The sequence below is a fragment of the Caulobacter sp. GW821-FHT09B11 genome (assembly GCF_059418205.1).
Genome location: NZ_JBWKPK010000031.1, coordinates 57,390 through 69,927, shown reverse-complemented (window position 1 = coordinate 69,927; position 12,538 = coordinate 57,390). Strand labels below are relative to the sequence as shown.

Annotated in this window: 10 protein-coding genes; all 10 read right to left on the bottom strand. The window is 72.6% G+C overall.

Translation table 11 applies throughout. The annotated features are described in order from the left end of the window. Positions 1 to 88 precede the first annotated feature (88 nt). The 10 genes from AC07N1_RS20450 to AC07N1_RS20405 all read right to left on the bottom strand — a co-directional run bounded on the left by AC07N1_RS20450 (position 89) and on the right by AC07N1_RS20405 (position 12,350). A complete protein-coding gene (locus AC07N1_RS20450) occupies positions 89 to 751 on the bottom strand; it encodes a M23 family metallopeptidase (RefSeq protein ID WP_494673458.1) in 663 nt (220 codons plus the stop codon). A gap of 164 nt (positions 752 to 915) precedes the next feature. Continuing rightward, positions 916 to 2,727, bottom strand: coding sequence for a response regulator (locus AC07N1_RS20445; protein WP_494673457.1), 1,812 nt, complete (start codon positions 2,725 to 2,727; stop codon positions 916 to 918). Further along, entirely contained in the window at positions 2,724 to 4,388 is a 1,665-nt protein-coding gene (locus tag AC07N1_RS20440) for an ATP-binding protein (protein WP_494673456.1), read from the bottom strand. Before AC07N1_RS20440 ends, AC07N1_RS20445 begins: the two co-directional genes overlap by 4 nt. Then, positions 4,385 to 5,458: a chemotaxis-specific protein-glutamate methyltransferase CheB gene (gene cheB / locus AC07N1_RS20435; RefSeq protein WP_494673455.1), complete on the bottom strand. Its 1,074-nt coding sequence runs from the start codon at positions 5,456 to 5,458 to the stop codon at positions 4,385 to 4,387. Before cheB ends, AC07N1_RS20440 begins: the two co-directional genes overlap by 4 nt. Further along, positions 5,455 to 7,551, bottom strand: a complete 2,097-nt coding sequence (locus tag AC07N1_RS20430; RefSeq protein ID WP_494673454.1) for a hybrid sensor histidine kinase/response regulator — start codon at positions 7,549 to 7,551, stop codon at positions 5,455 to 5,457. The genes cheB and AC07N1_RS20430 overlap by 4 nt, the downstream gene beginning before the upstream one ends. A 7-nt stretch (positions 7,552 to 7,558) precedes the next feature. Then, complete coding sequence (locus tag AC07N1_RS20425) at positions 7,559 to 9,229, bottom strand: methyl-accepting chemotaxis protein (protein WP_494673453.1); 1,671 nt, start codon at positions 9,227 to 9,229, stop codon at positions 7,559 to 7,561. Then, the gene (locus tag AC07N1_RS20420) at positions 9,229 to 9,801 is read right to left on the bottom strand and encodes a chemotaxis protein CheW (RefSeq protein ID WP_494673452.1); all 573 of its coding nucleotides are present in this window, start codon (positions 9,799 to 9,801) and stop codon (positions 9,229 to 9,231) included. The genes AC07N1_RS20425 and AC07N1_RS20420 overlap by 1 nt, the downstream gene beginning before the upstream one ends. Before the next feature lie 8 nt (positions 9,802 to 9,809). Further along, entirely contained in the window at positions 9,810 to 11,255 is a 1,446-nt protein-coding gene (locus AC07N1_RS20415; RefSeq protein ID WP_494673451.1) for a CheR family methyltransferase, read from the bottom strand. Next, complete coding sequence (locus AC07N1_RS20410) at positions 11,252 to 11,752, bottom strand: chemotaxis protein CheW (protein ID WP_494673450.1); 501 nt, start codon at positions 11,750 to 11,752, stop codon at positions 11,252 to 11,254. The genes AC07N1_RS20415 and AC07N1_RS20410 overlap by 4 nt, the downstream gene beginning before the upstream one ends. A gap of 55 nt (positions 11,753 to 11,807) precedes the next feature. Beyond that, on the bottom strand, positions 11,808 to 12,350 hold the full coding sequence (locus AC07N1_RS20405; protein WP_494673449.1) for a HutD/Ves family protein: 543 nt from the start codon (positions 12,348 to 12,350) through the stop codon (positions 11,808 to 11,810). Positions 12,351 to 12,538 lie beyond the last annotated feature (188 nt).

Here is a 12,538-nt window from a genome sequence, read left to right as displayed (position 1 = left end):
CAGCTCCCCCAGAGGGGGAGCATCTTCTTGGTGCGGCGCTTCTAGATCCTCCCCCTCTGGGGGAGGTGGCCCGGAGGGCCGGAGGGGGTTACGCCGCCGCCACCAGCTTCGGCTGGATCAGCGCCGCCGCGTTGATGCGGCGCCCGCCGGGCTTCATCACTTCCAGGTGCACGTGGTTGGTGATGCCTGGATAGTGCTTCTGCAGGCTGGCCACGTGGCCGATGGTCTGGCCGAGGCGAATGGTCTGGCCCACCGCGACGTCGGGATCGACGTAGAAGGCCCGCGCCACGTAGCCCAGCGCCGGATTGGTGATCTCGACGAAGCGCAGGTCGGTCGAGTCCGCGTAGGCGTAGCCGATCTTGGTGACGTAGCCGGAGATCGGGGCCTTGGCGGGCTGGCCGGCCTGGGCGGTGTAGTCCACCCCCTCGTGCCGGCGCGAGCCGCCGTCGCGGCGGGCTCCGAAGGCGCCGTCGCCGAAGTCGTCGTGCTGGCGCGGGGCCGCGCCGGTCGGATTGGCGAAGTCGGGCGCGCCGTCGCCGTCGACGTCGGCGCCCTTCCAGACCGTCTCCATGCGGACGGGCTTGGGCGGGGCCTCTTGCATCTGGTCGAGCAGCTTCTGCACCGCCGGGCGGGCGTTGCGATCCACGTGCGGGCTTTCCATCGCCAGACCCGCCATCGGCGCGAAGAGCACGGCCAGACCCAGGGCCACGCGCGCCTGGGGAGGGAGGTTCTTCATCGCCGAAAAGTGCATCTCGCCATCCTATGGATCGTTTCGCCCGTCTGTGCGTTGGGCGTCGTTAACCATCCAGATAAGGCGATGAAAAGGCGCAACTCCTGCGTCAGGTCGACGCGTCAATGCTCATGTGTGCTCAAGCTTGGTGGCGGAAATTCAATCGAACATTGTTCGAATGTATTTCACGCGCCGGTCAGGACTGAGTGAATGCGGTCGGCCAGTTCCCTGTTGTCAAAGGGTTTGCGCACCATCGACAGGTCGGTCCGCTCGGGCGTGACGTCGGCGTGGCCGGTGACCAGGATGACCCGGATCTCGGGGATCAGGTCCTTGGCCGCTTTGGCCAGTTCCAGGCCGGTCATGCCGGGCATGGCGAAGTCGGCGATCATCAGGTCGGGGCGATGCTCGCGCAGCCGGGCCAGGGCCTGGTCGCCGTCCTCCGCCTCGATCACCCGGTGGCCTAGGTCGCGGACCATGGCCACCGTCACGGCGCGCACGGTGGGATCGTCGTCGACCACCAGCACCCGCCGGGTCGGCTGGAGAGGGATGAGGTCGTCCAGCGTCTTGTCCGGACCCGGCCGGCAGTCGCCCTGGCCGCGCGGCAGGTAGAGGTTCACCGCAGTGCCCTCGCCGGGCTGGCTCTCGATGTCGATGGCCCCGCCCGAGCGCTGGGCGAAGCCGTAGACCATCGACAGGCCCAGGCCCGTGCCCTTGCCCACCGGCTTGGTGGTGAAGAACGGCTCGAAGATCCGCGCCATCAGCTCTGGCGAAATGCCCTGGCCGGTGTCGCGCACCGTCACCAGCACGTAGTCGCCGTCGGGCAGGTCGTGGCGCGAGGTCTCGCCGGCCATGGCCAGGTTGCGGGCGCTGATGGTGATCACCCCGCCGTCGGGCATGGCGTCGCGGGCGTTGACCGACAGGTTCAGCACCGCCAGCTCCAGCTGGTCGGGCTCGACGTAGGCGCTCCAGAGATCCTCGGGCAGCTCCCAGGCGATCCGGGCCGAGCCGCCCAGGGTGCGCACCAGTATGGCGTCCATGCCCATCAGGGTGTGGGCCACGTCGACGACATGGGGCTGGCTTTCCTGCTGGCGGCTGAAGCCCAGCAGGCGATGGGTCAGGGCCGCGCCCTTGCGCGCCGCCAGCGAGGCGTTGTCGAGATAGCGCCGCACCTTCTCGGAGTCGGGCAGGCGGCGGCCGGCCAGCTCCAGGCTGCCCAGTATGGCGGTCAGCAGGTTGTTGAAGTCGTGGGCCACGCCGCCGGCCAGGGTGCCGAGCGCCTGCAGCTTGTCGGCCTGGCGCAGGCGGATCTCGGCCATCTTCTGGTCGGTGACGTCGCGCTCAATGACCAGTAGGTGGCCGGCCGCGTCGCGCAGCGGCACGTACTGGCGCTCGGTCCAGGCCGGGCCGGCCAGGGTGGCCTCTTCCTCGACCACCTGCACCGGCTGGCCGGAGGCCAGGGCCTGCGCCGTCTCGGGGGCGTCGGGAATGACGTGGTCGTCGGCGGCGTTGGTGCGCACCACCCGGCCCTGGGCGTCCTTGAAGGCGACGAGGGCCGGCAGGCTGTCCATCAGGCCGCGCAGCAGGGCCTGCTCGGTGCGCAGGGCGCGGCGCAGGCGCGTCCGCTCGACCCCGGCGGCGACGGCGGCGCGCAGGGCCTCGGGCTCCCACGGCTTGGCGATGTAGCCGCTGACGCCGCCCAGGTTCAGGGCCGCGACCACGGCCGAAAGATCGGCATAGCCGGTCAGCAGGATGGAGTCGGCGTCGCTGGCGGTGCGGGCCGCGGCCAGGAACTGGTCGCCGGTCATGCCGGGCATGCGCTGGTCCGACAGGATCAGGGCGATCGACGGTTCGCGCGCCAGGATGTCCAGCGCCTCGCGCGGGACGTTGCTGGTCAGGACGCGGTAGCGATCCTCCAGCAGGTCTTCCAGGGCGACTAGGATGTCGGGCTCGTCGTCGACGATCAGGATCGTCGCGCGCTCGCCGCTGGGGGCGGTCATCGGACTTCTCCTTCGGCCGCGGGCGGCGGCGGGCCAGGTGGCGGGATGATGATGGTGAAGCGGGCGCCGCCGAGCGCGCCCTGATCGATGGCGATCGAACCGCCGTGGGCGCGCACCACGTTGTAGGCGATGGCCAGGCCCAGACCCGTGCCGGCGCCGACGGGCTTGGTGGTGAAGAACGGCTCGAAGATGCGGTCGCGAAGTTCGGCGGGCACCCCGGGACCGGAATCCTCGACCGTGATGATGAAGTCGCCGTCCTGGTCGCGGGTGGAGACGGCGATGACGCCCCGGCCCCCGGTGGACCCTTCCAGCGCATCGGCCGCGTTGCCGACGATGTTCATCACCACCTGGTTCAGCAGGGCGGGCGAGCCCTCCAGGCTGTTGCGGGCGGCGTAGTCGCGGCGCACCTCGATGCCGTCGCCCAGCTTGTGGGCCAGCAGGGCCAGCACGGTCTCGATGGAGTCGGCGGCGTCCAGCACGTGGCGGTCGCCCTCGTCCAGGCGCGAGAACTTGCGCAGGTTCAGAACCAGGTCCTGGATGCGCTTCATGCCCACCCGCATCGAGGCCAGGCGGGCCCTGGCCTTGTCGAGCCCGGGGGAGGGGCTCTGCTGCGCGGCCTCGGCGATCAGCCGCTCGACCGTGTCCTGGTGGCCCAGCAGGAAGGCCAGGGGGTTGTTGATCTCGTGGGCGATGCCGGCGACCAGCTCGCCCAGCGAAGCCATCTTGGCGGCCTGCACCAGCTGGCCCTGCGCGTCCTGCAGCTGGCGGTTGGCCTGGGCCAGGTCGTCGGCGACGGCGGCGCGGGCTTCGGCGCGGGCCAGAGCCAGTTCCTGGGCGCGGGCCTGGCCGGCGCTGCGCCGGGCGTCGTCGGCCATCAGCTTGCGGCGCAGCTGGGCGCGGACCCGGGCGCGCACCACCTCGTCGCTGGCCGAGGCGGGCACGACGTCGTCGGCGCCGGCCTCCAGCGCGTCGGTCAACAAGTCGCGATCGCTCTCCTCGCCGCCGAAGGCCAGCAGCTGGAACGGCGCGTCCAGGCGCATGCGGCGGGCGTCGAGGGCGGCCAGCAGGGCCAGGTCGTCGCGGTCGCCGCCGCGCACGCCGACCACCACCCCGTCGAGCTCGCCGTCCAGGGCGGCGGCGTCGGGATCCAGCCGCTCCAGCGTCGCCACCTCGTAGCCGTCGTGCTCCAGCAGGTGGCCCAGGCGCAGGCGCAGCGTGGCGCTGGGATGGGCGACCAGCACCCGGGCGCGGCGGAACGGCTCGGAGGTCTTGGGCGCGGCCCCCTCGGCGCGGGCGCGGCGCAGCAGGGCCTTCAGCCGTACGATCACCACCTTGGGATCGGCCGACTTGGCGACATAGGCGTCGGCGCCGCTCTCCAGACCCAGGCGCTCCAGGTCGCTCTCGCGGGCCCCGGTCAGCATCAGCACCGGCAGGGCGCGGGTGCGACCGTTGAGACGGATCTGCCGCGACAGCTCGCGGCCGTCCATGCCCGGCAGGTGGAAGTCGGCGACGATCAGGTCGGGCAGCTCGACGTTCAGGTGCTCCAGCGCCGCTTCGCCGCTGGCCGCGCAGGCGACGGAGAAGCCCTCGGCCTCCAGCAGGCCGCGCAGGCGCAGGGCCTGGGTCTCGGAATCCTCGACGACCAGGACCGAGGCGGTCATGCGTCTTCCCTCCGGCGGGCCAGCTGGGCGATGCGCGGGCCGATCAGGTCGAGGCTCAGCACCGCCCGCGCCGCGCCCAGCTTCACGGCCGCGGCGGGCATGCCGTAGACCACGGCGCTGCTCTCGTGCTCGGCGATGGTGAAGCCGCCGGCGGCGCGCAGGTCCGACAGGCCCTTGGCCCCGTCCTCGCCCATGCCGGTCAGCAGGGCCGCCACGGTGCGCGAGCCCACCGACCGCGCCAGGGATTGAAACAGCACCGTCGCCGACGGCCGCTGGCCGTTGACCGGCGCGGCGTCCGACAGCCGCAGCACGCCGCCCGCCGTCAGGGTCAGGTGGCGGTCGCCGGGGGCGACATAGGCGCGACCGGGCAGGGCCAGCTCGCCGTCCCTGGCCACCGACACGCGGATCGGCGACAGGCCGTCCAGCCAGCTGGCGAAGCCCTCCATGAAGGCCGCGCCCATGTGCTGGACGACCAGGATCGGGGCGGGGAAGTCGGCGGGCAGGGCGTCCAGCACCCGGGCCAGGGCCGGCGGCCCGCCGGTCGAGGCGGCCAGGGCCAGATAGCCCAGGTCCTGGAAGTCGGCGGACGTGGCGGGCGGCGCGGTCTCGCGCGGGGCGCGGGCGGCCCCGCCGATCGCCCGGCGACGGATCACCGGCACGCTGCTCATGATGTAGAGCTGGGTGCAGATGGTGTCGGCCAACTGCTCGTAGCCTTCGGTGGCCAGGCCCACGGGCTTTTCCACCACCGTCAGGGCGCCGGCCCTGAGCGCGTTCATCGAGATCTTCAGCGAGGCGTCTTCGACCGCGTCGGCGATGACGACGATCGGGGTCGGGTGGTCCGACATGATCCGCGCCGTGGCCTCCAGCCCGTCGATGCCGGGCAGGCGGATGTCCATCGAGATCACGTCGGGCTTCACCTGGGCGATGCTGGCCAGCGCCTCCTCGGCCGAGGCGACGGCGGCGGCGACGGTCAGGCGCGGGTCGCGCTCGACGATGTGGGTCAGCAAGGCCCGCACCACCGTGGAGTCCTCGACGATCATCACCCGCACGGGCTTGCCGGGCGCCTTCACAGCAGTTGCCCGATGGTGGCCAGCAGCTCGCGCTGGTCGAACTTCTGCTTGGTGATGTAGGCCTCGGCGCCGAGGTCGAGCCCCCGGCGCACGTCGGCGGCGTCGGCGCGCGAGGTCATCAGGATCACCGGCGTGGCGGCCAGGGCAGCGTCGGCCTTCACCGCCTGCAACAGCGAGAAGCCGTCCATGCGCGGCATCTCGATGTCGGCCACCACCAGATCGACCATCGCCTGGCCCGAGCGCAGCAGGTTCAGCGCGTCCAGGCCGTCGACGGCCAGCAGCACGCGATAGCCCTGGGCTTCGAGGATGCTCTTCTCCAGCGTCCGGGTGGTGATGGAGTCGTCGACGACCAGGATGGTGCGGGCCGTCTCGGCCGCGTCGTCGGGCGTCTCGGCGAAGCCCAGGCCGCCGGCCGCAAGGTGGCGCTGGTCGCGCAGCCAGCGGCGCACCAGGGCGTCGGGGTCGAGCGCCAGGGCAGGGGCCTGGTCGTCCAGCTGCACGGCGCCGACCAGCAGTTCGGGATCCAGGTCGGCGGCGTCCAGGTCCTCGACCAGGGCCGAGCGCACGTCGCACAGGGCGTCCACGGCCAGGGCCAGATGGCGGCGGCCGTGGCTCAGCAGCACGGCCGACACGGCGCCGGCATGGACGGGAACTTCGGCGGCGACGCCGGTGAGCAGAGCGGAAAGCGGAACCATCGGTACGATAACGTCGTCGCCGTCGATGGCGATCCGGGCGGCTGGGTGTCCTTCCACCGTTTCCAGCGTGGTGGCGTCCAGGCGCAACAGTCGGCGCACGCCCAGCGAGGGCAGGGCGGCCTGGCGACCCTGGGACTCGACGAACAGCAGCGACTGGCGGGCCGCCGACAGCGGGGCCGACAGCACGACCCGCGCGCCCCAGGGGCGGCCGGCGGTCAGGCGCAGGTCGCCGCGCAGCTTGCGCACGGCCTCGGCCACGACGGACAGGCCCATGCCGCGTCCGGCCAGGCGGTCGATCCCCTGCGCGGTCGAGACGCCGGGCGCGAAGGCCAGGGCCAGCAGTTCCTCGGGCGTCGGGGCCGGGGCGTCGGCCCCGCGGGCCGGCAGCAGGCCCTTGTCGATGGCCGCGGTCTCCAGCTTGGCGAGGTCGGGGCCGGGGCCGTCGTCGGCGATCTCGATCCGCAGCCGGCCGCTGGCGGCCGAGACGGTCAGGGCCACGGTCAGCCGCTCGGGCTTGCCGGCCGCCGTCCGCGCCTGGGCGCCTTCGCGTCCGTGGCTGACGGCGTTGCGCAGCAGGTGCATCACCGGGTCCTTCAGGGCCTGCAGCACCTTGCGGTCGGCGCGGGCGTCGAGGCCGCTGACCCGCACGTCCACCGCCACGTCGGCCTCGCGGGCGATGTCGCGGACCATGGTGGCGAAGCCGCCGAACACGGCCTCGGCCGGGGCCTGGGCGATCTGCTCGACCCGGCCGCGCAGGTCGGCCAGGCCCTGGTCCAGCGCCCAGCCGGCCCGCACGCGACGCACCGAAAGTTCTCCCAGCGCCCGGGACAGGTCCCGCAGGCCCTGCTCGACCTCGCGCGTCCGGACGGCCGCGCCGCCGCGCGCGTCGCGCCAGCGGCGTTCCAGCTTGCGGGCGTCGGCGGCCAGGCGGCGCAGGTCCTCGTCGATGGCGCCCTGGTCGAGCACGTCGCTCGAAAGGGTCTGCATGGCGCGCGACAGGTCCGACACCGCCTCGATGTCGATCCGCACCAGCTCCACGGCCTCGTCGCCGGCCTGGGCGGGCGCGGTGGTCACCGGCTTTGGCGCGGGCGGGGCGTAGGCCGTGGCGGCGGCGTCCTCCACCGCGTCGAGCAGGCCTTCCAGCGTCGCCACGGTGGCCGGGTCGAGCGTGCGGTCGCCGTCCATCAGTTCGGCGCACAGGCTTTCCAGGGCGTGGGCCTGTTCCTCGACGGCGGGCAGGTCGACCGCTCGCGCCGCGCCCTTCAGGCTGTGGGCCCGGCGGAAGATCTCGCGCGGGTCGGCCTCCGCCTCGCCGCGCAGGGCCTGGCGGATCGCCTGGAGGTGCTCGCGGTGTTCGAGATCGAACGCCGCCAGGAGCTGTCGACGGATATCGGGCACGTCGCGATCAGGTCCGGTAGCGCTCGGACAGGGACAGCAGCTGGCGCGACAGGTCCGACAGGTTGGCGGCGGCCTCGTCCAGCTGGCGGGTGCCGGCGGCGGTCTGCTGGCTGGCCTGGCGGATGTTCTGCAGCGCGCCCATCACCTGCTCGATGCCCAGCTGCTGCTGGTTGGTCGAGGCGACGATCTGCTGGAAGGTCTGGACGCTTTCCTGCACTCGGCCGGTGATCTCGGTGATTGTGCGCTGGGTGGTGTCGGTGCGCTCCTTGCCGGCGCTGACGCGCTTGACGGCCTCCTCGGTCAGCATGACCGAGGCGTTGATGCCGCGCTGGATGTCGCCGAGGATCGAGCGCACCTGGGTGGTGGCCTCCTTGGCCTGGTCGGCCAGCATCTTCATCTCCGAGGCCACGACCGCGAAGCTGCGGCCGTTCTCGCCGGCCGAGGCGGCTTCGATGGCGGCGTTGAGGGCCAGCAGGTGCGAGCGCTCGGAGATGTCGTTGACGGTGGCGATGATGTCGCCGATCGCCTGGGTCTTCTCCGACAGGGCGACGATGTTCTCGGCCACGGCCTCGGCCTGCTCGCGGATGGCGTCCATGGCCTTGGCGGTCTCGTCGACGGCGCGCAGGCCCTCGTTGCTGGTCTGGGCGGTCGCCTGGGCCGAGGCGATCACCTCCTGGGCGCGCTTGCCGATCTGGGCGCCGGAGTGGGTGATCTCGTCGACCGTGGCGGCGGTCTCCTGCACGGCGGCCAGCTGCTCCTCGACGCTGGCGGCCTGCTCCTGGGTCGAGGCGCGGATCTCGGCGGTGGCGGCGTTGAGGTTCTCGGTGGCCTCGCGGCTCTGGCGGGCCAGCACGGCCAGGCCGTCGACCATGGTGTTCAGCGTGCCGCCCAGCTTGCCGATCTCGTCGGCGCTGGTCGCGGCGGCGCGGCCGGTCAGGTCGCCTTCGCCCACCTTGCCGACGAAGCCCATGAAGGCGCTCAAGGGGCCGACGATCGAGCCGCGGATGGCCCAGGTGATCGCGCCGGAGATCAGGGCCGCCAAGATCAGGGCGACGATGATCGACACCTGGCTGACCTTGTAGACGTCGTTGATGCGGCGCTGGCCCGACAGGATGGCGTCGTCCAGCACGTCCTCGGCGCCCTGGATGCCGCGCCCGAATTCGCCGCGGCGCTGGACGAGGGCGGTCTGGGCCTGGGCCACGCCGGTCGCGTCGCCGCGACGGATGGCGCTGAACAGGTTCTCGGTGTCGGTGCGGCCCTGGCGCGACGAGGCGGCGGTCTGGTTCAGATAGTCCTCGATGCGGCGCCAGGCGTCGGCGCGCTCGGCCGACAGGGCGCTCTGGCGATAGTCGCTGGCCGACGACGCCGCCTTCTCCAGGGCCGCGTCCATGTCGACGCCGCGCTGGCGCCAGCGGGTGACGGGATCTTCCTCGTTCTGGCCCACGCCGCCCGCCGAGCGCGACAGGTAGCTGGTGATCACCGCGTCGCTGGCCGCGCGCATCTCGTTGGCGGTGGTGCGGATCTGGGCGATCTGGCGGACCACGGCCATGTCGCGGGTGACGATGGTCTCGGTGGTGTCCTTGACCACGCTGATCTGGAACAGCCCGAACAGGCCGATGCCCAGCAGCAGGACGGTGATGGCCGCGAAGCCGAGGATGATGCGGTTGGCGATGGTCACTAGGCTCTTGCCCCCAAGGCGGCGGAAAGGTGGTCGGCGAGCAGGTCGCCAAGATCGAGAAGGGTGACGGTGCGACCGATCAGGCCGGCGGGGCCCTCGGCGACGATGGCGCGCACGCCGCCCTCGAAGGCGTCGCCGGCCGGCTCGCGGGCGATCTTGGCCGCGCCGGGCGTGGCCTCGACGCGCAGGGCGAGGTCGCCGGCTCCGCGCAGGGCGATCAGCAGGCCGGACGCGTCGGGCGCTGCCGGGGCGGCGCCGGTCAGGCGGGAAAGGTCGAGCACCCGGCGCAGGCGGCCATCGACGCTGGCCAGGCCCAGCAGGGCGGGGCGGCCGGTGGTCGGGGTCAGGCGGCGCGGCTCGAACGGCGTCACGCGCTCGGCCGCCGCCAGCGGCAGGGCCAGCAGCGCCGGGCCGGCCTGGCACAGCAGCACGTCTTCGAGGGGGATTTCCGGCTCCGGCACCGTCCTGCGCTCGGCCAGCCGACGGGTGCGCGCCGCCAGGATCGCCCGGGCCCGCGCGTCGTCCAACAGTCCCCCCGATCCGTCGCCGGCTTCGGCGTCGGTACGCTTCATGTCGTTCTTCAAACCCCCACGAGCGTCTGCAACAGCAGACGGACGCTCTTGCGCAGCTGATCGGCGGTCAGACCTGCGCCGTGGGCCAAACGCGTCTCCGCCGGAACGGTTCCCGCGATCTGGGCGGCGGTGTTCAGCGAGCGGGCGGCGGCCTTGGTCCGTTCACGGTCGAGCAGCAGCAGGCCCAGGTGATAGTGGGCCAGGGCGAAGCCGCGATCGAGATAGAGCGCGCGCTTGAACGCGGCTTCTGCCGGGCCGGGCCGGTTCAGCGCCCGCAGGATCAGGCCGTCGAGCAGGTGCAGGGCCGGATCGTCGGGCGAGAGGTCCAGGGCGGCGCGGCAGGCGGTCTCGGCCCCGAGATAGTCGCCGGCGTCGGCCAGCCGCCGCACGTTCTCCACCAGGTCTACGGTCGACGGGATGTGGAGGGGAGCGGGCGAGGGGACGGGCGTCGGGATCGGCGCGGGCCGCAGGCGCACGACCGGGGCCTCGGCCGGCGCCGGCTCGGGCGCGGCGAAGACCTCGAAGCTGGGGCCGGGTGTCGCCGGCCGGTCGGGATCGGCCGGACGATAGGCCACCGTGCCCGGCAGCTGGGTGACGTCGAGGAGCTTGCCGAAGGCCGGATTGGGCTCGGCGTGGCCCAGCAGCAGCCAGCCGTCGGCCGCCAGCCGGCTCCCCAGCGCGCCCACCAGCTGCTCGACCACCTCGTGATGGAAGTAGATCAGCACGTTGCGGCACAGGATCAGGTCGAACTCGGTCAGCTCCAGCGGCGGGGCGGGACCCAGCAGGTCGAGCAGGTTCTGGCGCTCGAACCTGACGAGGCCGCGATAGGCGCTCTTCAGGGTCCAGGTGTTGCGGGCCGTTTCGGTGAACCACTGGTCGCGATCGGCGTCGCTGACGGCCCGCAGCGCCCAGCGGCCGAACTGGCCCTTGCGCGCGGTCTCCAGGAAGGCGGCGTTGATGTCGCCGCCCAGGATCGAGATCCGCCAGTCGGCAAGGCGATCGCCCAGCATCTGCGACAGCAGGATGGCGATCGAATAGGGCTCGGCCCCGGTGGCGCAGCCGGCGCTCCAGATGCGGATACGCTTGCTGCCCGCCTTGCGCTCCAGGATGTCGGGCAGGATCGTGTCGCGCAGGGCCGTGAACTGCTCGGCGTAGCGGAAGAAGAAGGTCTCGCCGATGGTGATCTCGGTCTCGAGCGCGGCCCATTCCTGCTCGCCGTCGTCGCCGGCCAGGCGCGCGAGATAGGCGGCGACGTCGCGGTCGCGGGTCGCCAGCAGGCGTCGCTGCACGCGGTCCCACAGCACCTCGTCCTTGTCGGCGTAATAGTGGTGGCCGGTGCGGGAGATCACCGCCCGCTTCAGGCGCTGGAACGGCTCGTCGGCGGCCAGCGCCAAGGGGCGCTGAGCCTGGGCGCGCAAAGCTTGAGGCCGCCCGGCCGCCCGGGCCGGTTTCACGCGGGCGCGCTTTCCCACTGCGCCAGGCGCTCCTGGGCCCGGCGGGCGAACTCGTCCAGCCGCGCCTTTTCTTCGGCCAGCAACAGATTTTCGGGCGACAACACAGGCGTCAGCCAGCCGTCGATCAGGGCCGTCTGCGCCACGCAGCCGCCCAGGCTGTCGGCCTCCTCGACTGGCTGGACGCCGTCGGCCACGGCGGCGGCGTCGGTGACACGGTCGACCAGCAGGGTCACGGCCGGCGCGCCCGCCAGGGGACGCAGGCGGATCAGGTGTCGATAGAGGGCGTTGGCCGGTGCTCCGCCTTCGGCGTCCAGCAGGCGGTCCAGCGCCAGGGCCGCCACGGCCTCGCCGCCCAGATTGACGAAGCCGGCCAGCGCGCGCGGGGCGCCGGGCGCGGGCGCCAGCTCCGGCACGGGCAGGATCTCGGCGACCGCCGCCTGCGGCAGGGCCGCTTCCAGCGCGCCGGCGCGGAAGGTCACATAGAGGCTGTCGGTCATTCAGGGCTCCGCAACCGGACCCAAGCGGCCGAACCCTCGCAAAGACATGGGAAGGTCAGGCCGGATCGATCCCGATCAGCAGCAAACGCCCTTCCATGGTCAAGGTTGCATCGCCTTCGACGAGAACCGCGTCCTCGGCCGCCAGGGCCTGGCCGTTGACGCTGGCGGGGCCTTGGGCGACCAGCACCGTGACCCGCGCCTGGGCGGTGATCGTCGCCGCGCCGTCGATCCGCCGCACGCCGCCGCGCCAGGCCCCGCGCCTGACCATCAGGTTGAGATCGCGGATCGGCCCGGCGTACAGCGTCGCTGCGGCGGGTGCGTCGCCGGGGAAGGCCAGGGGCGGCGAGGCGTCGTCGAGCACGACCTCGTCCAGGCCCTCGACCTTCAGCCTCAGGCCCGCGCCGGCGATCACCGTCAGCACCCGATCGACGCCGGGAAACGCCGAGAACGGCCCCGGGGCTGCGACCTCGGCGATGCTCAGCCGCCAGTCGAAGGCGTCCATCCTCGCGCCCGGCGGCTGGGCGGCGATCTCCCACGTCGTCCCGCCGCCGTTCTTCCAGGGGGCGGGCGTACGGTCGGCGGCGGGGAGGAGGCGCATGTTCTGACCTTCCATCACAACAGATGTCGTCATCCCGGCCGGAGCGCAGCGCAGAGCCGGGACCTAGGGGACTGGGCGCCGCGTTTGGGTTCACCGCCCATGCTTTGGCCGACGCGATGCGGCGGCCCCTGGGTCCCGGATAAGCCCTGCGGGCTTTCCGGGATGACGAGCTTGGGTGGGCTCCGGGG

What these genes read in the sequence shown, in the direction of transcription:
- AC07N1_RS20450 (WP_494673458.1), bottom strand. Translation starts at nt 751, where the DNA reads ATGCACTTTTCGGCGATGAAGAACCTCCCTCCCCAGGCGCGCGTGGCC.
- AC07N1_RS20445 (WP_494673457.1), bottom strand. Translation starts at nt 2,727, where the DNA reads ATGACCGCCCCCAGCGGCGAGCGCGCGACGATCCTGATCGTCGACGAC.
- AC07N1_RS20440 (WP_494673456.1), bottom strand. Translation starts at nt 4,388, where the DNA reads ATGACCGCCTCGGTCCTGGTCGTCGAGGATTCCGAGACCCAGGCCCTG.
- AC07N1_RS20420 (WP_494673452.1), bottom strand. Translation starts at nt 9,801, where the DNA reads ATGAAGCGTACCGACGCCGAAGCCGGCGACGGATCGGGGGGACTGTTG.
- AC07N1_RS20410 (WP_494673450.1), bottom strand. Translation starts at nt 11,752, where the DNA reads ATGACCGACAGCCTCTATGTGACCTTCCGCGCCGGCGCGCTGGAAGCG.
- AC07N1_RS20405 (WP_494673449.1), bottom strand. Translation starts at nt 12,350, where the DNA reads ATGCGCCTCCTCCCCGCCGCCGACCGTACGCCCGCCCCCTGGAAGAAC.